Source organism: Pelagibius marinus, assembly GCF_014925385.1.
GTDB lineage: Bacteria > Pseudomonadota > Alphaproteobacteria > Kiloniellales > Kiloniellaceae > Pelagibius > Pelagibius marinus.
Genome location: NZ_JACSDK010000010.1, coordinates 394139 through 415958 on the forward strand (window position 1 = coordinate 394139; position 21820 = coordinate 415958).

The following is a 21820-nucleotide window of genomic DNA, read 5'->3' on the forward strand; positions in this document are numbered from 1 at the left end:
GTTAATTTATTGGAGTTGTCGTACGTTACATGCGGTCCACCGCCACCGGTGTCTTGGCCTCGCGCTGGCGCTTCACGGCCTCGTAGTAGGGTGCGAAGGTCGGACGGTCGACGTAGCGCCCGGCACCGCGTTCGGTGCGGATGTCGCCATCCTGATAGACCACCTTGCCCTGGCTGATCGTAACGGTGTTGATGCCCTTGACGGTCATTCCCTCGAAGATGTTGTAATCCACGTTCTGATGGTGCGTGTCCTTGGAGATCGTGCGCTCTTTCTCCGGGTCCCAGATCGCGATGTCGGCGTCGGCGCCGATGGAGATCGAGCCCTTGCGCGGGTAGATATTGAAGATCTTGGCCGCGTTGGTGGAGGTGATGGCGACGAACTCGTTCATCGTCAGTCGCCCGGAGTTGACGCCGTGGTGCCAGAGGACGTGCATGCGGTCCTCGACCCCGCCGGTGCCGTTGGGAATCTGCGTGAAGTTGTTGTGGCCCATGCGCTTCTGCGGGGCGCAGAAGCAGCAGTGGTCGGTGGCCGTGGTCTGCAGCATGCCGGCCTGCAGCCCGCGCCACAGCGCCTCCTGGTGCTCCTTGGGGCGGAAGGGCGGGCTCATGACGTGGGCCGCCGCGGTGTCCCAGTCCGGGTCGCGGTAGACCTCGTCGTTGACCAGCAGGTGGCCGGCCAGCACTTCGCCGTAGACCCGCTGCCCCTCGTTGCGGGCCCGGGTGATGGCCTGCAGGGACTCCTTGCAGGAGTTGTGAACGATGTAGAGCGGCACGTCGAGCACCTGGGCGACGCGGATGGCGCGGTTGGCGGCCTCGCCCTCGACCTCCGGCGGGCGGGAGAGGGGATGCCCCTCCGGCCCGGTGATGCCGAGCTTCAGGATCTCGTTCTGCAGGTGGAAGACCAGCTCGCCGTTCTCGGCGTGGACAGTGCAGATGGCGCCCAGCTCGCGCGCGCGGCTGAAGGAGTTCACCAGCACCTCGTCGTCGGCCATGATGGCGCCCTTGTAGGCCATGAAGTGCTTGAAGGAGTTCACGCCGTGTTCGGTCGTGAGGGTCTTCATGGCCTCCTTCACGGTCTCGTCCCACCATGTGATGGCGACGTGGAAGGAATAGTCGCCGGCGGCCTTCTCCGCCCAGCCGCGCCAGGTGTGGTAGGCCTCCATGACGTCCTGCTTGGGGCTGGGGATCACGAAGTCGATGATCATGGTGGTGCCGCCGACCATGCCCGCGGTGGTGCCGGAGAAGAAATCCTCCGAGGCCACGGTGCCCATGAAGGGCAACTCCATATGGGTGTGCGGGTCGATGCCGCCGGGCAGCACGTAGGCGCCGCCGGCGTCGATCACCTCCGCGTCGCCGGGGGCTTCCAGGGACTCGCCGATGGCCACGATCTTGTCGTCCTGCGTCAGCACGTCGGCCCGATAGGAATGGTCGGCGGTGACGACCGTGCCGCCCCGGATCAAGATGGCCATGGTGGATGTCCCTCCTAAGTCCCTGTTTCTTTTCGCCACGAGCGGCGCCCCAGGTGCACGTTGTGCGCGGCGCCGCCTTTGTCCCTGCCGGCAAGCCCGGGCCGTTCGACGGCCTCTCAGAAACTTGTCCGTTTGGTCAATTTTGCACGAAGTCGCGGGGCGATGCGAGTCCGCTTTTCAGCGGCGAAGCCCTTTTCCGCCATTGGTTACACGCGAACGAACGACCTCGACCGCAAGAAGCCCTTGCCAGAGAACCTGACCAAATGGTCAAATCTTCCGGCGATGCGACGCGGACAGCGCCGCCAGGAGATCAGGGACGCGACAGGCGCCGAAAGCAATAGGGGAGACCAGGAGATGGCGACGGTGAGGGCGGGCCTCATTCAGATGGCCTTGAAGGCGGATACCAGCGACACGCCGGAAGCGATCCGCGACAAGATGAACGAGGCGCACCTGCCGCTGATCGACGAGGCCGGCAAGAAGGGCGTGCAGGTGCTGTGCCTGCAGGAGGTCTTCAACCAGCCCTACTTCTGCCCCAGCCAGGACGCAAAGTGGTACGGCGCGGCGGAGAAGATCCCCGACGGCCCGACGGTGAAGCTGATGCAGGAGTACGCCAAGAAGCACTCCATGGTCATCGTGGTGCCGATCTACGAGGAGGACATCACCGGCGTCTACTACAACACCTGCGCGGTGATCGACGCCGACGGCAGCTACCTGGGCAAGTACCGCAAGACCCACATTCCCCAGGTCGCCGGCTTCTACGAGAAATTCTTCTTCAAGCCCGGCAACTCCGGTTGGCCGATGTTCCAGACCGCCTACTGCAAGCTGGGCGTCTACATCTGCTACGACCGCCACTTCCCGGAGGGCTGGCGCGCGCTTGCGCTGGCGGGGGCCGAATACATCGTCAATCCCTCGGCCACCGTGGCGGGCCTCAGCCAGTATCTCTGGAAGCTGGAGCAGCCGGCCTCGGCCGTCGCCAACGGCTGCTACATCGGCGCGGTAAATCGCGTCGGCACCGAGGCGCCCTGGAACATCGGCAAATTCTACGGCTCCAGCTACGTGGTCGACCCGCGCGGCGAGTTCCTGGTTGAGGCCAGCGAGGACCAGGACGAGCTGGTCACCGCCGATATGGACATGGACAAGGTGCGCGAGGTGCGCAATCTCTGGCAGTTCTTCCGCGACCGCCGGCCGGAGGCCTACGGGCCGCTGACGGAGATTTAGGGACAGGGCGGGGAAGTACCCATTTCCGCACTTCCTTTCAGTCCGCCCGCTATGCATTGCTTGCCCTTCGTAGCTGCCGTGCTAGGTCGGGCAGCAGTGCAATTTACCACATGGGAGTACGTGAAGAATGCGCAGCATGATCCTGGCGGCCGCGCTGGCCCTGTTTGCCGGACCGGCCCTGGCCGGCGAGACCCCGGCGCCGGCGGGCGCCGCGCTTTATTTCATCTCGCCACAGGACGGTGCCACGGTCAGCTCGCCGGTCACAATGCGCTTCGGTCTGAAGGGCATGGGCGTCGCCCCGGCCGGCACCGAGAAGGATAAGACCGGGCACCATCACCTGCTGATCGATACCGCGACGCCCAGCGGGGATGCCCTGAACGAGCCGATCCCGGCTGACGACCACCACAAGCACTTCGGCGGCGGCCAGACGGAAGCCAGCATCGAACTGGCGCCGGGCAGCCATACCCTGCAGCTGGTGCTGGGGGACTGGAGCCACATCCCGCATAATCCGCCGGTGATGTCGAAGCAGATCACCGTCACCGTCAAATAGACCCCGGGAGCGGCCCTCTACCGCCTCCAGAGGGCCGCTTTCCGGCAATTTTCGTCGGCAAGGGCGCTGCAGCCCCGATTCGGCATCGATTCGCTCAGCCGGGGCGGCCGTTTGACCCTTATCCCTAGGTTTGCTAAGCGAATTGCGTTAGTTTTCGTAATTGTTGCCTGGCTTGGGGGGCCTAATGACTACCGACGGCCGGAAGAAGCAATTTGTCATCGAGCTGATCAAGCCGTCGCACTATGACGACGACGGCTACGTCATCCAGTGGGCCAAGGCCTGGGTTCCGTCCAACACCCTGTCCAGCCTTTACGGCATCACGCTGGACGTGATCGACCGCAAGCTGCTGGGCGACGACGTCGAAGTGGTCCTCAACGGCTACGACGAGACCAACACCATCATTCCGATCCAGGAGATCACCGAGCGCCTGAAGGCGCCGGACACGACGGGCGTGGTCTGCCTCGTCGGTGTCCAGTCGAACCAGTTCCCCCGCGCCCTCGACATCGCGCGCCAGTTCCGCGCCGAAGGCCTGCAGGTCGCCATCGGCGGCTTCCACGCCAGCGGCTGCATCGCCATGCTGCCCGAGTTGCCGCCGGACCTGCAGGAAGCCCTCGACCTGGGCATCACGCTCTATGCCGGCGAGGGCGAGGGGCGGCTGCACGAGTTCTATCTCGATGCCCTGAAGGGCGAGTTGAAGCCGATTTACAACTACATGAACGATCTGCCGGGCATGGACGGCCAGCCGACGCCCTATCTGCCGGAGAGCATGGTGCGGCGCTACGGCGGCTCGGTGGCCTGCTTCGACGCCGGACGCGGCTGCCCCTTTCAGTGCTCCTTCTGCACCATCATCAACGTGCAGGGCCGCAAGTCGCGCTTCCGCGAGGCCGACGACGTGGAGCGCCTGGTGCGCGCCAACATCAAGCAGGGCATCTGCCGCTTCTTCATCACCGACGACAACTTTGCCCGCAACAAGAACTGGGAAGCGATCTTTGACCGCCTGGGCGACCTGCGCGAGGAGACCGGCCTGCCGTTCTCCATCATCATCCAGGTCGATACCCTCTGCCACAAGATCAAGAACTTCATCCCCAAGGCCAAGCGGGCCGGGGTGGCGCGGGTCTTCATCGGCCTGGAGAACATCAACCCCGACAACCTGATGGCGGCCAAGAAGCGCCAGAACCGCATCACCGAATACCGGGCGATGCTGCAGGCCTGGCGCGAGCAGCAGATCCTGACCTACGCCGGCTACATCCTGGGCTTCCCGGCCGACACGCCGGAGAAGATCGTCCACGACATCGAGGTGATTAAGAAGGAACTGCCCATCGATATCCTGGAGTTCTTCTGCCTGACGCCGCTGCCGGGCTCCGAGGACCATAAGAACCTCTACCTGAAGGGCGTCCCCATGGACCCCGACATGAACATCTATGACCTGGAGCACGTCTGCACGGGGCACTCGCTGATGTCGAAGGAGGAGTGGCAGGGCATCTACAACAAAGCCTGGGAGCTCTATTACTCGGAGGAGCACCTGGACACGCTGATGCGGCGTATGGTGGTCAGCGGCAACAAGCCGGAACGCATCTGGGCGCATGCCCTGCAGTTTGCCGGCTGCATCCGCTACGAGAAGGTCCACCCGCTGCAGGGCGGCTACTTCCGCCGCAAGGTGCGCGGCCAGCGCCGTGCCGGCCTGCCGTTGGAATCGCCCTTCGTCTTCTATCCGCGCCGGTTGTGGGAGATGGTCACGACCTACGGCCCCTTCGCCTGGTTCGCCCTCCGGCTCTGGCTCAGGTGCCAGCAGATCAAGCGCGATCCGGCGACTCGGAGCTATAGCGATCTGGCCCTGACGCCGGTCACCGACCACGGCGAGGACGAGGAGTTGGAGATGTTCGCCCACACCGAGGCGGCCCAGGCCGCGGTCGCCAAGGCCCACAAGGAGACCGAGGCGCGCGAGAAGCACACCAAGCAGGCGGTCGACGCGGCGGAGTAGCTTTCTTTTCCAGCCCCTCCCCGATGCATTGCCGCGCCGCGGCAAAACGGATAAGAACCCTCTGAGCAACAGCTAAGGGGGGCGGCGTGGCGCTGTCGATCTTCGAGCTTATCGCGATCCTCTTCGGGCTGGTCGCGCTCTTCGGCTACATCAACCACAAGCTCCTGGGCCTGCCGCACAGCATCGGCCTGATGGTGATCGCCCTGGGCGCGGCCCTGGCCCTGGTGGCCTTCGAGCTGGCCTTCCCGGCGACCGACGTCGACGGGCCGGTGACCGCCGCCCTGCGCCAGGTCGACTTCGACGACACCCTGCTGAAGGGCATGCTGAGCTTCCTGCTCTTCGCCGGGGCGCTCCACGTCGACCTCACGGCCCTGCGCAGCCGGCTCGCGGCCATCAGCGCCATGGCGACCCTGGGGGTGCTGATCTCCACCTTCGTCGTGGGAACCCTCTCCTGGCTGGTCTTCGGCCTGCTGGGCCTGGATATCCCCTTCATCTGGGCCCTGGCCTTCGGGGCGCTGATCAGCCCGACCGACCCGGTCGCGGTGCTGGGCGTCCTCAAGACCATCAAGGTGCCGGCCTCGGTGGAGGCCAAGATCGCCGGGGAATCGCTCTTCAACGACGGCGTCGGCGTGGTGGTCTTCCTCATTGTCGTCGCCATCGCCGCCGGCGGGGCGCACGCCGAGGTCGGCCCCCTGGAGGTGGCGCGCCTCTTCGCCCAGGAGGCCGGGGGCGGGGCCCTGCTGGGTGCGATCGCCGGCTACATCGCCTACCGCGCCCTGGCCAGCCTGGACGAGCATAACCTGGAGATCATGATCACCCTGGCCCTGGTGACCGTGACCTATGCTCTGGCCCAGGTTATTCACGTCAGCGGACCTATCGCGGTCGTGGTGGCGGGCATCTTCATCGGCAACCACGGCGTCGCCTACGCCATGAGCGAGAAGACCAGGGAGCACCTGCTGAATTTCTGGGAGTTGCTGGACGAGATCCTGAACTCGATGCTGTTCCTGTTGATCGGCCTGGAGGTTCTGGTGGTGCGGGTCGATCTGATCTCCGCCGAGGCGGCGCTGCTGGCGATTCCCATCGTCCTGCTGGCGCGCTTCTTCGGCGTGTCGATCCCGCTCAGCCTGCTGTCGCTGCGTCAGACCTTCACCAAGGGCGCCATCCCCGTGCTGGTCTGGGGCGGCCTGCGCGGGGGCATCTCCGTCGCCCTGGCGCTCTCCCTGCCGGAAGGCCCGGAAAAGGCGCCGATCCTCGCCATCACCTACGCGGTGGTGATCTTCTCGATCATCGTTCAGGGCCTGACCTTCAAGGCCGTGGTGAAGCGGTCATTGCGGGGACAGGAGGAGAGCTAGGGGAGCCTAGCTCTCGTGATACAGTTCCTCGACCTTCACCCAGTCGCCGTCGCCGGCGCGGCAGGCGATGGCGCGGGTCTTCTGCTCTATGTCGTTGGCCACCTTGGAAGCCAGGTATTCCCGGCACCAGTGATCCGACTTGCTGCGGTAGGTGCGCACCGGGATCACCTGCCCATAGCTGCCGCTGTCGGGGTTTTGCCAGGCCACCGGCTCGCCGGAGGCCGTGTGCTCCAGGGCCCGTTCGATCGCGGCGGCGAGAATACGCTGGTCTTCCGCCTGGCGGGCGGCGATCACCTCCAGCTCGCTGCGCAGCCGGTATTCCCCGGCCAGGTAGCCGGCCAGCGTACCGACCACGGCCAGCGCGATGGCGGCGGCCAGGGCGAAGCGCGGGGAGGGACCGGCCCTGCGGCTGCGCTGTGCCCGTTCGGCGAAGCCGCGGTCGATGGCGGCGAGCAGTTCCGGCGGCGGCGGCGCCTCGGCAGCCTCCTGGTAGGCGGCGCGGAGCAGGGCGCAGTCGCCGTGCAGGGCGCGGACCCGGGCCAGGGCCTCGGGGTCCTGCATCAGGTGTTCCGCAATTCCAGCCATGGCTTCTGGCTCCAACTGACCGTCGACATAGGCGGCGATGCTTTCAGGGTCGAGACGCTTGGTCATCCCACGCCTCCTTCCAATCGAGTGTCCGGTTGCGGCGCCTCCTCCCCGGCAGCGGGGGGACCTTCGGACAGATGTTCACGCAAGGCCGCTCTCGCCCGGCCCAGGCGGCTGGTCACGGTGCCGACGGGCAGGCCGGTGATCGCGGCGACGTCCTTGTAGGAGCGGCCTTCCACGCAGACCAGCAGCATGATCGTCCGCTGGTCCTCGGGCAGGCGCTCGACGAAGTGGCGGACGGCCTGCAGGGTGGCGCGGTTTTCCTGGTCGCGCCGGCCGTCGCTGCTGTGTTCCAACTCGTCGCCCAGGGCCTGCAGCTTGCGAGCGCGTGAGGCGCTGTCCCGCAGGGCGTTGCGGTGCAGGTTCTGGGCGATCCGGTACATCCAGCTGTCCAGCCGGGTGCCGATCTCCCACTTGTCGAGATTGGCGATCGCCCGCTCACAGGTCGCCTGAACCAGATCGTCCCCATCGGGGATCGATCCGGTCAACCCATAGGCGAAACGTCGCAGCTGCGGTAAGACGGCGATCATTTCCTTACGGATGCCCTCGTCCAAGCGTTGTTCCCTCCGCCAGCAGTGCGCGACGAACGCGCGATGCTGCTCCCCAACGCTCTGACAACACCTGGGCGGGCGGTTCCATCCGGCCGAATCGGGTAGAATTGCGTTGTGGAACGTATTTTCTTTCGATGATGGACGGAATCCGGATGAAAAGACAATCTTGAGGGTTGTTAAAGTATTCCGGGCTTTCCAATGGAGGCCCGGCCCACTGTCGATCGAGGGACCTATTGCGATGAAACGCCGGAACAGGGTCATTTTGACCCGCCTAATGGCCACCACCAGCATCGTTGCCCTGACGCTGACCGCCGCACCGATCGTGCTGGACCCGGAGATCGGCGGCGCGTCCCTGAGCTTTGCGGAATCGGGGAGTTCCTGCTTCGTTGCCGGCACCAAGGTGCTGATGGCCGACGGCAGCGAACGCCCGATCGAGGCGGTGCGGCCCGGTGACCTGGTGCGCGGTGGGCGCGGCGGCGTCAATCGGGTGGTGACCGTCGAGGCACCAAGGCTGGGCACCCGGCGGCTTTACGCCTTCAACGGTGGCCGCGCCTTCGTCACCGCCGAACACCCCTTCCTGACCATGGCCGGCTGGAAGGCCGTCGACCCGGCGGCGACGGCGCGCGAGAACGCCGCGCTCCAGGTGGCGGCCCTGATGACCGGCGACCTGCTGACCATGGCGCGGCCGGCGGTGCCGCAGGGCGGCGGCGACAACCTGGCGCGGGATCGCGAGATCGAGTTCTGGCTGATGCCCCTCAAGTCCATGAGCGCCTGTGCCGCCGATCCCGAGACCACGGTCTATAACCTGCTGCTCGACGGTGATCACAGCTACATCGCCGACGGCTTTGTCGTCCACAACAAGGGGGGCGACGATGGCGGTGGCGATGATGGCGGCGGCGGCGAAGGTGGTGGTGGAGAAAGCGGCGGCAACAGCGGAAGCGGCGGCGGTGGCGGTGAGTCCGGCGAGAGCGGCGAGAGCGGCGAGTCCGGGGAAAGCGGCGAAGGCGGCGAGTCCGGCGATGATGATGACGACGATGACGACGACGCCGGCGAAAGCGGCGAGCGCGGCGACGACGACTTCTTCCCTGGCGATCCAGGACGCGCGGATCGGGACCTCTCTCCCGCCGAAGAAGCGGATTTGATCGGTCGGGGGTGGAAGTGATGGCTGCGCGCGGCAAGCTGAACCTGGCGCTGCCTTCCACGGCGGGCAGTGTCATGTTTCTCCTGCTGGGCGCCTGCGCCCAGTCTCCGGCGCCGGAGCGTGGCGACCCGGTCTACAACGCCCTGGCGCCGCGGGCCGAGGTGCTGGCCCGCAACACGGTCCAGGAGGCGCTGGAGACGGTACGCAGCCGGACCACCTTGTCATGGAGCTATGTCGAGGACGGCAGCCGCGGCGAGATCACGCCGCTGCGCACCTATCGCAGCTCCGCCGGCTTCTATTGCCGGGAATACGTGGAAGTGGTAGATGCGGGCCCTGACGGACGGGCCCGCCGGCAACGCACGGCCTGCAGGGACGATGACGGCTTGTGGAAGCCGATAAGGTCATAAGGTAGGGTGCATGCTTGCGACAATCGACGGGGTACTGGACTGGCCTGCCCTGAAGAAGATCAGAAAGGCCGTGGCGGAAGGCGAGTTCGTCGATGGTCAGAAAACCGCCGGCTTCCGCGCCAAGCGGGTCAAGCATAACGAGCAGCTGAGCCACACTGACGCCAGCCGCAAGGTCATCGACAAGATGGTGGTCGATGCCCTGATGGCAAATGCGGAATTCCAGCGGGTCGCTCTGCCCAAATCCCTTCACCGTCCGCTGTTCAGCCGCTACCTCCCGGGGATGGACTACGGTCTGCACGTCGATGACGCGCTCATGGGCCGCGGCGAGAAGGTGCGCAGCGATCTCTCGGTCACCGTCTTTCTCAGCAGTCCCGATGACTACGATGGCGGGGAGCTGGAGATGGCCAGCCCCTATGGACCGCAGGAAGTGAAGCTCCCGGCGGGCTCGGCGGTGGTCTATCCCTCCAGCACGTTGCACAGGGTAAAGCCGGTGACCAGGGGCGAGCGGCTGGCGGCGGTCACCTGGGTGCAGAGCTATATCGCCGATCCCGCGCGGCGCGAGGTTCTTTACGACGTCGACAAGGTGCGCCGGCGCCTCATGAACGCCGAGCCGGATGCCGAGGAGACGGATATCGCGTTCAAGATCTATGCGAACCTGCTTCGCATGTGGTCCGATCTGTAATTTGAACTAAATCCAAAATAAAAAAATCTCCTGGCGCGGGATCGTTTTCCCGGCATGAAGTGTTGTCCAAGTATCAGCACTCTTATGGATGGGAGATACCAAATGTCTGCGAAGAAAAGCACCGGGCATTTTCGGCTTCTGGCCAGCACCAGTATCCTCGGCCTCGCCCTCGCGGCGGCGCCTCTGACCGTCTCGGTCGATTGGCAGGGACCGGACGTGGCCCTGCAGACGGCCGAGGCGAAGAGCTGCTTCACGGCAGAGACTCTCGTGCTCATGGCCGACGGCAGTGAGAAGCGCATCTGCGATATCAAGGCCGGCGACCGTGTCATGAGCGGTCGCGGGCAGGTGAACCGCGTGGTGGCGGTGGAACGGCCACGGCTGGCCGGGCGCAAGCTCTATGCCTTCAACGGCGGTGCGGCCTTCGTGACGGCGGAACATCCCTTCCTGACGCCGGCGGGCTGGAAGTCCCTCGACCCGGCCGCGACGGCGGAGGAGAACCCGGCGCTGAGAGTGGCGAGCCTGAGCCGTGGTGACCTCGTGACCGTGGCGATGCCGCAGCGCGGCGGCGCGTTCGGCAACCTCGCTCTGGCGCTCGAACTGGAGACCAGCCTGTTGCCCCTGGAACGGATCGACAGCGTCGATGCCGACCCGCAGCTTCGCGTCTATAACCTGCTGCTCGACGGCGATCACACCTATATCGCCGGCGGCTATGTCGTTCACAACAAGGGCGGCGAGTCCGGCGGTGGTGGCGGTGGTGGTGGTGGCGATCGCGGCGGCGACGACCGTGGTGGTCACGACCGGGGCGGCGACCGGGGCGGCGAGCGGGGCGACGACGACCACGGCGAGGGCGGTGAATCAGCCGAGAGCGACGACGACGATCATCACGGCCGGGGCCGTGGCCGCGGGCGTGGCCGGGGCCGTGGTGGCGACGACCTTGCTGGCGAGCATGGCGAGCACGGCGAAGAAGGCGAGTTGGGTGAGCTCGAAGAGGAAGGCGACGACCATCGGGGCCGTGGGCGTGGCCGCGGGGCCGACGACTTCTTCAACGAAGAGGAGATCGAAGGCGAGGGCGATTCCCTGCCGGCGGATCAGGAAGCCTCGGCCATCGATAACGGTTGGCAATAGGCACCGTCGTAGCGAAGAGCCGTGGGGGCTGCCCCACGGCTCTTTTCGCTTGCCGGCGGTTCAGTTCTGCGGGACGGCAATGACCGCCAGGGTGTCGCCGCTCTGGACCAGGCCGGGGTAGTGCCGCCCGGCCACAACACCATCGCGATAGGCCGTATATTCGACCGGGCGCCAGCCGCTGCGGTCCAGGTCGTAGACCCGTGCGATGATGTCGCCCTCGCGGACGCTTGCCCCCAATTCCACCATGAATTCCAGCATGCCCGCATGCTCGGAGGTGACGAAGCAGCGCTCGTCGGGCATGTCGAGCTGAAAGCTCTCTTTCATCGCCACCTTGCCCGGCAGGATGCCGACGTGCTGCAGGATGTTGCGCAGGCCCCGTTTGGCCACGGCCACGGTCTGGGGCGTGGTGCTTCCGCCGCCGCCCAACTCGGTGGTGACGAAGATCTTGCCGCGGGCCTCGGCTTCCGTGTCCAGCATTCCGACCGCGTCCAGTTCCAGCATGATCATCGAGTAGGGCGCATTGAAGGCCTGCATGGCCGCCGTGCAGCGCGCTTCCAGTGCCGGGTCCTGCGGCAGGCGGTGGCTGGCCGCGTAGGGAACGAACTCCAGCGTCTTACCGCCGGAGTGGAGGTCGGCGATGACATCGGCCAGAGGCAGCAGGGTCGTGGTGACGTAGTCGGCGATCTTTTGGGTGATGGTGCCGTCGGGCTTGCCGGGGAACAGACGGTTGAGGTTGCCGCCGTCGATCGGCGAGGTGCGCCGGCCACCGCGCACCGCCGGGTAGTTCATCATCGGCAGCAGGATCACCCGGCCGGAGATTTCCGATGGTTCCAGATTCAACGCCATGTCCAGCAGCGCAACGGGACCTTCGTACTCGTCACCGTGATTGCCGCCGGTGAAGAGCGCCGTCGGGCCGTCGCCGTTCTTGATGACGGTGATGGGGATGAGAATGGCGCCCCAGGCGGAATCGTCGCGCGAGTAGGGCAGCTTCAGATGCCCGTGCTGGACGCCGTCTTGGTCGAAGTCGAGGGAACAGGAAATCGGATTGATGGCCATGAAGAACCCTGGTTTCTAAAGAACGCTAGTCTTTGACGAAGAGCTTGCGCGGCACCTTGGCCAGGCAGCGCGCGCCTTCCTCGGTGACGACGATACTCTCAGTGGTTTCGAAGCCCCAGTCGTCGAGCCACAGCCCGGTCATGAAGTGGAACGCCATGCCCGGCTGCAGTTCCGTGCGGTCGCCGGCGCGCAGACTCATGGTGCGTTCGCCCCAGTCGGGCGGATAGCTGAGCCCGATGGAATAGCCGGTGCGGTTGTCCTTTTCGATGCCGTAGCGCGCCAACACGGCGAAGAAGGCCTTGGCGACGTCTTCACAGGCCCGCCCCGGCCGCGCCTCGGCTAGTCCCGCCTCCATTCCCTCCAGCACCGCTTTCTCGGCCTCGACGAACTGCGGCGTCGGCTTGCCCAGAAAGACCGTGCGCGACAGGGGGCAGTGGTAGCGCCGGTAGCAGCCGGCGATCTCGAAGAAGGTGCCCTCGCCGGACTTCAGGGGGCGGTCGTCCCAGGTGAGGTGCGGGGCGGCGGCGTCGGGCCCGGACGGCAGCAGCGGCACGATCGCCGCATAGTCGCCGCCGGTCTCTTCTGTGCCCTTTGCGCCGGCGTGCAGGATCTCGGCCACCAGGTCGTTCTTGCGCATCCCTGGCTCGATCACGTCGAAGATTCTCTCGTGCATGCGCTCGACTATGCGCGCGGCGTGCTCCATGTAGGCCAGTTCCTGCGCCGACTTCACGGCGCGCTGCCAGTTCACTAGGTAAGTCGCGTCCCGAAAAGTCGCGTCGGGCAGGCCCTGCTGCAGGTTGGCGTAGGCGGCGGCGCTGAAATAGTAATTGTCCATCTCGACGCCGATCCGGCGCTTGCCCCAGCCGCGGCGCTCGATGACTTGCGCCAGCACCTGCATGGGATGGCGCTCGGTCGATTGAACGTAATGGTCGGCGTAGCTCTCGAGACGGTCCGGCGCCAGCCAGGTCGTGCGCCGGGCGCCGTTGACGTCCTGGGAGCGGCCGAACCAGATGGGGTCGTCGTCGACCGGCAGCACAACGGCTTGGTGCACGTAGAACGACCAGCCGTCATAGCCGGTCAGCCAGGCCATGTTGGAGGGGTCGCTGATAATGAGGGCGTCGATGCCCTCGCGCTCCATCGCCTGCTGGGTTCTCTCGATTCGGGCCGCAAACTCCGCGCGGCTGAAGTGCAACGTCGGTACCATACTTGCTCCTGCGAAGGCGTCAGCCGCCAGAAAGGGGCGGGGCCGCCGGAAGGGCGGAAGTCTAGGGGAGGGCGGCTTGGCGTTGGAAGCCCCTAAGTTGGGCGCCGCTCAGACTTCGCTTGTCGTTCCATTCAGCCGGTGAGGGCCGGCTGGGCCTGTCCGTTCGCGGCATGCTTTCGCTCGAGGGCGACGGCTGGGGCCGGAATGCGGGCGGATGCACGCAATGGTAGTGCTCGGAGTATTGCTTGCGGAAGGCGCGAGGCAGCGGCCATACTTTTCGCGGATACCGCGAGGCAATACGCCGGAATGAGGAGCGGATGAATTTAAGGCCAGGCGGACCATCGGATTCGGGCGAGACCAGGCTCGTCTTCGAGAAATTCATAGACTCTGCGGCAGGTGGCTTGCTGATGCGGCGCCTGCGCCCGAATTGCGATCCGCAACTTCTGGGAGAATTGGCGCCCTTTTACCAGATCTGGCGCGCTTTCTATCGCTTGCCGCAGGACGAATGACGGGGCAGTTCGGCAAAGGGGGAAGACCCCTGCCTTTCGGCGTCGGCTATGAGAGGACGAACGCCAAGGCCTGGCTGGAAAAGGACGCCCCGATCCTGCCCTTGGGGCGCGAGTTTCTGGCCTATTGGCTTTCGAAATGCCCGTCTTCGGAAACCGGACAAGCCTTTCCCCGGCGCGAGGACATCCACCCGGAAGATATCCCGCACCTGCTGCCTTACATTTTCATCGTCGATGTGCTGCGCGGGGGCGGGGAGCTGGACTTCCGGTTCCGTCTGGTCGGTACCAAGATCGTGACAATCGAAGGAGAGCACACCGGCCAGCGGATCAGCGACATGTTTCCCGATCGCGAGGGCTACAGTGTGCTGTGGCAGCAATACCGGGACGCGGCCGCCGGCGCGGTCTGGGTCCGGCACGAGATTCTGCGCTGGCCGGAGCAGGACCAGGTCGCTTACGAAGTCGTGCTCGCGCCGCTGCAGGACGACCGCGGCCAGGTGACAATGCTGCTCGGCCTGGCCCACCCGCCAGAACACTGACACCGACCCGCCGTGCTACGTCCGGAAAGGCGAAGTAACCTCTGTCAGCGCTTGAGCAGCGGCCCCAGGCGCGGCTCCACCTCCACGGCCAGGTCGAGACGGTCGGCGAAGGCCGGGCGGTCCTGCACGATCGCCGAAGCGCGGTCGGCGGAGGCCTGTGCCTGCGGCGTGTCGTTCAGGGCCAGGCCGATGCGCGCCAGGGCGAGTTGCAGCTGCAGGGCAGAGAAGGGCTGTAGCGGCGCCCGGCCCAGCCGCGACAGCAGCGCGCGGCTGCGCTGATAGTCGGGCGGGCGCACCTTGCCGATGGAATAGTCCCGAAAGCCGCGGCTGAGGCTCAGTCCCAGGGCGAGGCGGGCGTAGTCCGCTTGGATCTGCTCGGGATAGCGCTCGATCAGGGTCTCCAGATGGGCGATCCCGCGGCGCAGGTGGTCACCGCCTTCCCACAGCATGAAGAGCCCGGCTTCGTCGCCGGCCTTGCTGTCCTCGGTCAGCAGGTCGCCGGCCGGCCCGCCGGCGGCGACGTTCAGGGTGACCGGCTCGGAGCGGAGCTCCCGGTCTTCCCCGAGGCTGGGATGCCGATAGTGGCCGGTCAACTGGTAGCTGCCGGGCGCCGGGAAGGTCCAGCCGCCGGCGCCGTAGAATATGGCGAAGGTGGCGCTGATCGACTGCCCGGGCGCGAGTTCGCTGACCTGGGTTTCCACGTCATCCACGCCGATGGGGACAAAAAGGGCGCTGCGACCCTGGTAGCTGATCGCCACGGCGCCGACGCCCACTTCCGGATAGAGGTCGGGGAAGACCGGCTGGCTTTGCTTGCTGGTGTTGGTGAGGGTCAGCGTGGCGTAGACCGGCTCGCCCACCACGACCTGCGGCTTGCCGATGTCGAGCGTCAGGCGAAGCGCACCCCCGGGGGCCTGGGCGGCAGCCGGCAGGGCCGTGGCGAGCAACCAGACGGCGGCGAGCACGACGGGCAGGCAGAGAAGGCCGCGGGACGAGGGGCGGTTCAGGCGTCGTGTGGCGGTGGTGTTCATGGTCGCCTCCCTCTTCTCACATGCAGCTCGGGTCGGACGAGCCATGGGCGCCCGTCCAGCCGGCATGGGTGGCGTTTACTTCGCCGAAGCCGCCGGTGCCGGCATTGGCGCAAACGTCCCGGTGGTCGTCCAGGTGCGTCTGGCTTTGCGTCGAGAACTCGAAGGTGAACGAGTTCCCGACCACGCTGGTCTGGTTCATGATGGTCTGGCTGCCGTCGCCGTCGTCGTGATGCAGGTTCAGCGCGTGGCCGATTTCATGGGCGGCGCTGCGCAGGTACTTCATGCCGTTGGTCTGCACCGTGTTGTTCTTGTAGAAGATGGCGAAGGCGCTGCGGTCGCCGGTGCGCCACATGCGTCCGATGAGCGTCGTCGAACAGGCTCCGCTGCCGCCGGAGCGTCCGAAGTGATCCACGACGATGCCATAGACCTGGTACCGGGTGCAGGTAGCGGCGTTGTTGAGGCCGCAGGGGTAGGTCACGACGCCGATCTGGCTGCTGCGGTTGGCGGACATCAGGGAATCGAGCTCGGCGTTCGAGATGCAGTTCTGCGGCGTGCCGGTCGCGCCGGTGAGCGGCGCTATGTTGATGTCGTCCTCCTGGACGATCAGCAGGCGGCCGGCATCCAGGTAGATACTCTCCAGGTTCACCGTGTCGCCGCTGACGGTCTGGTCCTGCGGGAAGGCCGTGCCGGTCATCCTGTCGAACTCCAGGTTCGTCGCCGTGCAGGCGGAAGCCAGCAGGGCGGCGGCGAGGACGGTTATCTTGGCGATGGACTTGATCATGAAGAGGCTCCTTTCCCAAGCCGGCCGCTGTGCATAGCGGGCCGTCGCTTCTTCCCCTCGGGGCAAAGGGCTGTTCCGAAATCCGAGCGTTTTGATTAAACCGCGTTTGGGCAACCGCCGCTGGCACGAAATTGGAGAGAAGGCCTCACCAAATAGTGGTGCTGCCGTTATATGTTGTCGTTAAGAACAACATACTAGAGAACTTTGCCGCAATTTCAGTTCCGCAGCGGCCTCACAGTTGTCACACGTTCACCTTTGGCTCCGCTCTCGCTGCTGTGGGTCCATCGCCGCCTGATCGCCATGCTCTAGCCAGGCCCTCTCCAGACGATCCGGCACAAGCTCAGCGAGCCGCGCCTCGTAAAGCAGGAGTTCCTGTTGAGAAAGGTGCCCTTCCCATTTCCGCGAAGTCGCTGAATCAAAGAATGCAGCATCTGATTTCCAGAACCCGGTCCCCCCGACAGGCGCATAGTCCGCCGCGCGGGACTTCATCGATTCAAATTTTGTCGCTTCGGTGACGCTTTCTATCAGCGAGTTGTCCGCCTCGATCCCTGCGGCATGGGCAAGGCGCTCGACGGTCCGCCGTCCATCGCGGACCATATCCGCATAGTGAAAAAGCTGAAGCTCGGGCAGCCGCCCGGACAGGGCAGTTTCGACGTAGTGCCGCGTCAGCGTGCTCAGGAAGTCGTTGTCGAAGTCGTCGAGATCGACCTCGCCATTCAGATAATGCCTGATCGATGCCGGCACCGGCAGGCGCATCGGGTGGCTTTCTTCGGCGCTCACCCTGTTGACGATGTGCTTGCGCAGCGAGAAAAAGACGTCGAGCGGATGGCGGTAGACCGCAATCACCGTGACGCCATCCCAGACGGGAAATCCGTCGGCGGGCGTGTGTGTTTTGACGACCCGCCTCTCTCCTTGCATTGCCAACGCGGCCGCGACCTCGCTTGCGGGAACGCCGAGATCGGCATCGATCCAGGGCGACAGATCCGGGAGCCTGCCCGGCAAATCCGGCCCGCCACTGACAAGCATGGAGAGGATCGTTTGCGCCCACGTCGTCCCGCATTTCGGCGGCGTAGAAACCAGGATATCGCCCCTTCGAGGCTCCCACGCAGCCCAGCGTGCCGGATCGGTGAGGTCGCCGCGATAGGCGCGCCGTGCGGGGTGGAGCATTCGGGCCTGGGTCATTCTGGTGGCGTCCTCGCTGAGGGGCCCACAGTGAGTGGTCCATGGTGATTGTTGATGTTAGCTACTCCGGCCAACGATTCACCATCAGACTTGCGAAGTTGCCGGACTTCGGACAGCTGCCGCAACCCTGCGAGAGAAGATACACGGAGGATCTCAGCCCGATCGGGGCGCGCGATGAGGGAGGCTCGTCCTGGCTGAGACATTCGGCAACGGAGTTCTGGTCGAGGATGCCTGAGCGCGCGAGCCCTCTCGCACAAAAGGGCTAAGCCTCCCAGGAATTCCTCAGGCAGCCGCCTCGAACCGCGGCGGTAAGTCGCCCAGCCGCTTGGCCTCGTCGATCATCCCGGCGATATCACCGTCAAGCGCCGCCACCATCTGCTCGAAGGTGTCGATGACGAAATAGGCGGGCTGTAGGATGTCGATCCGGTAGGGCGTGCGGAAGATCGTCATCAGGTCGAAATCCAGCATCTCGGCCCGGCCGCTTGCCGCATGCGCCGCCTCCGCCGGAGAGGATACGATGGCGGCACCGAAGGCCCCCAGCCCCTCCGGCGTCCGGATCATGCCTAATTCCACCGTGAACCAGAAGAGGCGGAACAGCCGCCAGCTGTAGGGCTTGCCAAGGGCCACGGCGAGTCGGCCGAATTTCTCGATGAAGGCGGCATAGGCGGGATTGGTCAGAAGCGGGCAATGCCCGAACACCTCATGGAAGATATCCGGCTCTTCGCAGAACTCCATCTCTTCTCGCCGTCTGAGGAAGGTCGCCACCGGAAACTTCCGCGCCGACAGGAGCGCGAAGAACTGCGACGGCTGGATGATCCCCGGCACCCCTTCGACACCGGCCCCCGTCAGCGCCGCCAGCCGCGCGTCGATCTCCTTGATCTGCGGCACATGTGCCGCTGTCAGCCCGAGCGCCTCGACCCCGGTGAGATAATCCGGCGCAACCCGTCCCGGCAGATAGGCCATCTGCTGCGCGAAAAGCTGGCCCCAGAGCGCGTCTTCCTCCGGCGTGTATGCATAATGCCCAGCCGCATCCGGCTCCTTGAAGCGGTAGTCCGGCCTGCCTGCCTGCATCTCCCCTGTCATTCCCACGTCCTCCTCCGGACTATCCAACGCGATACCTCGCTCTCGCTCACCGGGCTCGGCCGGCAATGCGGCATTCCCCCGGCCTCGTTCGCTACCTCGCGTGCCCTGTACCAGCTGCGGATCTCCTGGTCTGACAGTTCGCTGACGACACCGAGCTGGGCACGATAAAGGCCGATATCGCGCAAAGTGTGATCGTTGATCATCGACATGGCGGCGATGACCTCTAGGGCGCGCTTCTTGCGTTTGGACGGATGCAGCTTGCCGGCCACGGCTTTGCCGAGCCGCGACGGCGCTATAACTAAGCCCTCCATAAGCAGATCAACCATTTGCATGGCCTCCTTGGAAATGCTCTCACACAGAATGTCATTCCGAGTTCGATAACGCCGTCACCAGTCGCCGCTCGAAAACCGGCACGGTGGCAGAGGTAGAGTTACGCTCCTGTCTGCCGACCGCATGAGAGGAGAGATCGTTGCGACTGGCAAAGTACTCTCCTGCGCTCTGTCGTAGGCCGGGTCCTACGGCGGAATCGACCATGGTGATGGAAGTTGAGCTGATCATCGTTTCCAGGTCCGAGCCGGCCGTTGCGTCAATCAAGCAATGCCGCTTCGAACGGAAACCTCGACAGGAGGTCGCAGCCCGTCTCGGTGATCAGCACCTGTTGCTCCAACTTCACGCCTTCGGCGCCGCCGTTCTCGCCAATGTAGCTTTCGACACAGATTGTCATGCCGGGTTTGAGGACGCCGTCGTAACCCGCTGACGGAAAATCGGCGCGGTGGTAGAGGTAGGGATACTCGCCCGTCATGCCGACCCCATGAGCGGAGATGTAGTAGCGGTTGGCAAAGTACTTGTCGGGGATATCCCAGGATTTCTCGGCGTAATCGCGAAAGGTCATCCCTGGGCGGAGAATGCCGATGTTGTGATGGAGCTGTTCGTAGGCGACGCTGTATAGCGTCCGCTGCGCCTGTGTCGGTTCTCCCGGCCCCGAATGGAAGGTCCTGGAGAAATCCGAATAGTAGCCGTGGCAACCGACCACATCCGTATCAAGGGCGATCAGTTCGTTTTCCCCGATGACCTTGGTCCCCGCTTCCTGAAACCACGGGTTCGTCCGTGTGCCCGAGTTCAGAAGCCGGGTCTCGCAGTAGTCACCGTTCTGCTCGATTACAGACTGGTGGAGCAGCGACCACAGCGCATTCTCCGTAATGCCAGGCCGGATTGCTTCGCGCAGCTTGCCGACGGCGGCCTCCGTCGCCCGGAGCGAGGCTTCCACACATTTGATCTCCTCAGTCGATTTGATGGCGCGGGCCATTTCGACTGGCTCCTGCGCATCGACGACCACGTAACCGAGTTCCTGCAACGCAAAGGCGGCGCCGGCGTTCATCCTCTCCATGCCGACCCGCACGCCCCGGCCAACAAGACGGCGCAGTGGGCGCGCGATATCTTCTGCCCAGGCCCGTTCCCTTTCCGCCACCATCGGCCCGGCGGCGACAAAACTTGCGGTCAAGGCGGGGCGAACCTCATCGACGGTTTCGAAGCCGGCGGCAAGGTGCAGGCATCCGGTGAACTCATAGAGAACTGTGCGCTGCGGGGTCACCAGCAGATAGCGCGAGGGCGCGTTGCGCTGTGAGAACACCTGCATGTTCCGCGTGCCGGTGGCGTAGCGGATATTGATCGGGTCCGACAAGATGACGGCGGCTATGTCGCGCTGCGCCATCTCTTGGCGCAGCCTGCCGAGGCGGTATCTTCGAACGGCGCCGTGGTCGATGTCCGCGTTTACCGACGACATGTTCAAGGGCAACAAGCCGGATAAGCTGCTGCTTTTTGCGTGCCAATCCAGCATGTTCATTTAGCCATCTTTTCCTGCACTGGAAGTTACGATGTTCCGGCCAGGAATCTGGTTTGCTGCGGCAATTTTGCCCACTGTACAAATATTCGACCTTTTGCAATACTTTAAGTTATGAAACGCTACCGTTCGTCGCTCCCCCCGCTGGATGCCTTGATATTTTTCGAGGCAGCGGCGCGTATGAACTCTTTCACCCATTCGGCGGCGGAACTGAACGTCACCCAGGCTGCGGTCAGCAAACGCATTCGCGAGCTCGAAACGCACCTGGGAACGGCCCTGTTCGAGCGGGAGGGTCGGAAGCTCGCGCTTACCGACGCGGGCGCCGCGCTCTACGATAAAACGGTCATGGCGTTGGAATTTTTAGACAGCGCCTGCAAAAACTTCGGCGACGACCGCGTGGAGATCATAAAGATCGCGGCCAATAATTCTGTTTCCCACTTTTGGCTCAGTCCGCGCCTGAAGAAGTACAGTCTGACCAACCCTGCGCAAGCCGTGGAAACGCGCACGTCGGACCGTTTGAGTGACATCATCGACACCGGAAACGATCTTGCCATCATATACGGCTATGGCGACACACCCGGGTGGGACTGCAAACTGCTTTTCTCCGAGCGCTTGGTTCCGGTGGCTTCGCCGGGCTATCTGAGGTCCCTGGGATTAATCGACGATGATTCTCTCGGTGGCCTCGATGCCGAAACGGCGTCACGTTTGGTGCTGTTGAATTTCGACCGCCTTGCGCCCGACTGGGTCAATTGGTCAGTCTGGATCGCGGAAAGCGGCTTAACTGTCTTGCGGCACGCCCAATTACACCGTTGCCAGAACTACGCGCAGACGGTCGGCCTCGCCACCGAGGGGCGAGGCCTGGCGCTCGGAAGTCACGGCATAATCGACGCGGAGCTTTCCGCCGGCGGTCTCCAGGTTCTCGGCAGTACGGTGGTTGAAACCGGGCGCGGGTATTTCTTGGGAGCAAATGCGACGCGCCGGCAATCCGATGGCGTGCGCGCGCTTTTCCATTTCCTGGAAGAAGATTAGAACTTTTCACGCCCTTGACGGCCTAGCCAGGTTTTCGCCGAACTTGATCATGAAGGGCTCCTTTCCCACCCCCGAAGCTGTTCGCGCCGGGCCGCCGCTTCTTCCCCTCGGGGCAAAGGGCTGTTTCGAGATCCGAGCGTTCTGCTTAAACCGCGTTTGGGCAACGGCCGCAGGCACGGAGTAGGAGAGAAGGCCCCACAAAATAGTGGTGCTGTCATTACATGTTTTCATTAAGAACAGTGGCCTAGGGGACTTTGTAGCTATTTTGGGTCTGCTGCGGCCCCAGAGTTGTCACATGGCATGGTCAGTAGAGCTCACCGGAGGCATTCAATAACTCTTCAGGCCAGCCGCTTTCCGGTTGCATGGCTGAGGGGACGTCAGTTCCGGCAAGGCTTTGCGAAGAGCCGCGTGGCAACAGTCGGAAAAGGAGAAAGTTTTGTCGCTGGCAGCTTAGA

At 64.5% G+C, this 21820-nt stretch carries 21 protein-coding genes; 10 read left to right on the forward strand and 11 right to left on the reverse strand.

Annotated elements, in window-relative coordinates; genetic code table 11:
- Positions 1-25 precede the first annotated feature (25 nt).
- Positions 26-1468: a dihydropyrimidinase gene (gene hydA / locus H7X47_RS14065; RefSeq protein ID WP_193369304.1), complete on the reverse strand. Its 1443-nt coding sequence runs from the start codon at positions 1466-1468 to the stop codon at positions 26-28.
- A 354-nt stretch (positions 1469-1822) separates the two neighbouring features.
- Here hydA and H7X47_RS14070 point away from each other — a divergent pair, with 354 nt between their 5' ends.
- From H7X47_RS14070 to H7X47_RS14085, 4 genes are all read left to right on the forward strand, one after another.
- The gene (locus H7X47_RS14070) at positions 1823-2686 is read left to right on the forward strand and encodes a nitrilase-related carbon-nitrogen hydrolase (protein WP_193369305.1); all 864 of its coding nucleotides are present in this window, start codon (positions 1823-1825) and stop codon (positions 2684-2686) included.
- Positions 2687-2813: 127 nt separating this feature from the next.
- A complete protein-coding gene (locus H7X47_RS14075) occupies positions 2814-3236 on the forward strand; it encodes a DUF4399 domain-containing protein (protein ID WP_193369306.1) in 423 nt (140 codons plus the stop codon).
- Positions 3237-3420: 184 nt separating this feature from the next.
- Complete coding sequence (locus H7X47_RS14080) at positions 3421-5217, forward strand: B12-binding domain-containing radical SAM protein (protein WP_193369307.1); 1797 nt, start codon at positions 3421-3423, stop codon at positions 5215-5217.
- A gap of 86 nt (positions 5218-5303) precedes the next feature.
- On the forward strand, positions 5304-6569 hold the full coding sequence (locus H7X47_RS14085) for a cation:proton antiporter (RefSeq protein WP_319633609.1): 1266 nt from the start codon (positions 5304-5306) through the stop codon (positions 6567-6569).
- 6 nt (positions 6570-6575) lie between these two features.
- Here the strand turns inward: H7X47_RS14085 and H7X47_RS14090 are convergent, their stop codons facing one another.
- A complete protein-coding gene (locus tag H7X47_RS14090; protein WP_193369308.1) occupies positions 6576-7220 on the reverse strand; it encodes an RT0821/Lpp0805 family surface protein in 645 nt (214 codons plus the stop codon).
- Positions 7217-7744 (reverse strand): RNA polymerase sigma factor, encoded by a 528-nt coding sequence (locus tag H7X47_RS14095; RefSeq protein ID WP_193369309.1) that lies wholly within the window; start codon positions 7742-7744, stop codon positions 7217-7219. Before H7X47_RS14095 ends, H7X47_RS14090 begins: the two co-directional genes overlap by 4 nt.
- Positions 7745-8039: 295 nt before the next feature.
- On the opposite strand from H7X47_RS14095, the gene H7X47_RS14100 reads away from it, so the two are divergent.
- The 4 genes from H7X47_RS14100 (at position 8040) to H7X47_RS14115 (ending at position 11120) form a co-directional block, all read left to right on the forward strand.
- Complete coding sequence (locus H7X47_RS14100) at positions 8040-8927, forward strand: Hint domain-containing protein (RefSeq protein WP_193369310.1); 888 nt, start codon at positions 8040-8042, stop codon at positions 8925-8927.
- On the forward strand, positions 8927-9313 hold the full coding sequence (locus H7X47_RS14105) for an RT0821/Lpp0805 family surface protein (protein ID WP_193369311.1): 387 nt from the start codon (positions 8927-8929) through the stop codon (positions 9311-9313). The genes H7X47_RS14100 and H7X47_RS14105 overlap by 1 nt, the downstream gene beginning before the upstream one ends.
- A gap of 10 nt (positions 9314-9323) precedes the next feature.
- Positions 9324-9995, forward strand: a complete 672-nt coding sequence (locus tag H7X47_RS14110) for a Fe2+-dependent dioxygenase (RefSeq protein WP_193369312.1) — start codon at positions 9324-9326, stop codon at positions 9993-9995.
- A gap of 102 nt (positions 9996-10097) precedes the next feature.
- Positions 10098-11120, forward strand: a complete 1023-nt coding sequence (locus H7X47_RS14115; RefSeq protein ID WP_193369313.1) for a Hint domain-containing protein — start codon at positions 10098-10100, stop codon at positions 11118-11120.
- 60 nt (positions 11121-11180) lie between these two features.
- On the opposite strand, the gene doeB is transcribed toward H7X47_RS14115, so the two are convergent.
- The gene (doeB, locus tag H7X47_RS14120; RefSeq protein ID WP_193369314.1) at positions 11181-12176 is read right to left on the reverse strand and encodes a N(2)-acetyl-L-2,4-diaminobutanoate deacetylase DoeB; all 996 of its coding nucleotides are present in this window, start codon (positions 12174-12176) and stop codon (positions 11181-11183) included.
- 25 nt (positions 12177-12201) lie between these two features.
- The gene (doeA, locus tag H7X47_RS14125) at positions 12202-13380 is read right to left on the reverse strand and encodes an ectoine hydrolase DoeA (protein ID WP_193369315.1); all 1179 of its coding nucleotides are present in this window, start codon (positions 13378-13380) and stop codon (positions 12202-12204) included.
- Positions 13381-13885: 505 nt separating this feature from the next.
- On the opposite strand from doeA, the gene H7X47_RS14130 reads away from it, so the two are divergent.
- Positions 13886-14422, forward strand: coding sequence for a PAS domain-containing protein (locus H7X47_RS14130; RefSeq protein WP_193369316.1), 537 nt, complete (start codon positions 13886-13888; stop codon positions 14420-14422).
- 44 nt (positions 14423-14466) lie between these two features.
- Here the strand turns inward: H7X47_RS14130 and H7X47_RS14135 are convergent, their stop codons facing one another.
- From H7X47_RS14135 to H7X47_RS14160, 6 genes are all read right to left on the reverse strand, one after another.
- Complete coding sequence (locus H7X47_RS14135) at positions 14467-15450, reverse strand: COG1361 family protein (RefSeq protein WP_193369317.1); 984 nt, start codon at positions 15448-15450, stop codon at positions 14467-14469.
- A gap of 16 nt (positions 15451-15466) precedes the next feature.
- Positions 15467-16231 carry a zinc metalloprotease gene (locus H7X47_RS14140; protein WP_193369318.1) on the reverse strand — a complete coding sequence of 255 codons (765 nt, stop codon included), beginning with the start codon at positions 16229-16231 and terminating at the stop codon, positions 15467-15469.
- Between the two features lie 249 nt (positions 16232-16480).
- Complete coding sequence (locus tag H7X47_RS14145; protein ID WP_193369319.1) at positions 16481-17413, reverse strand: sulfotransferase domain-containing protein; 933 nt, start codon at positions 17411-17413, stop codon at positions 16481-16483.
- Between the two features lie 282 nt (positions 17414-17695).
- On the reverse strand, positions 17696-18496 hold the full coding sequence (locus H7X47_RS14150; protein ID WP_227010464.1) for a phenylalanine 4-monooxygenase: 801 nt from the start codon (positions 18494-18496) through the stop codon (positions 17696-17698).
- Positions 18493-18822, reverse strand: a complete 330-nt coding sequence (locus tag H7X47_RS14155) for a hypothetical protein (protein WP_193369320.1) — start codon at positions 18820-18822, stop codon at positions 18493-18495. The genes H7X47_RS14150 and H7X47_RS14155 overlap by 4 nt, the downstream gene beginning before the upstream one ends.
- Positions 18823-19082: 260 nt before the next feature.
- Positions 19083-20339 (reverse strand): M24 family metallopeptidase, encoded by a 1257-nt coding sequence (locus H7X47_RS14160; RefSeq protein WP_193369321.1) that lies wholly within the window; start codon positions 20337-20339, stop codon positions 19083-19085.
- A 111-nt stretch (positions 20340-20450) separates the two neighbouring features.
- On the opposite strand from H7X47_RS14160, the gene H7X47_RS14165 reads away from it, so the two are divergent.
- Positions 20451-21365 (forward strand): LysR family transcriptional regulator, encoded by a 915-nt coding sequence (locus H7X47_RS14165; RefSeq protein WP_193369322.1) that lies wholly within the window; start codon positions 20451-20453, stop codon positions 21363-21365.
- Positions 21366-21820 lie beyond the last annotated feature (455 nt).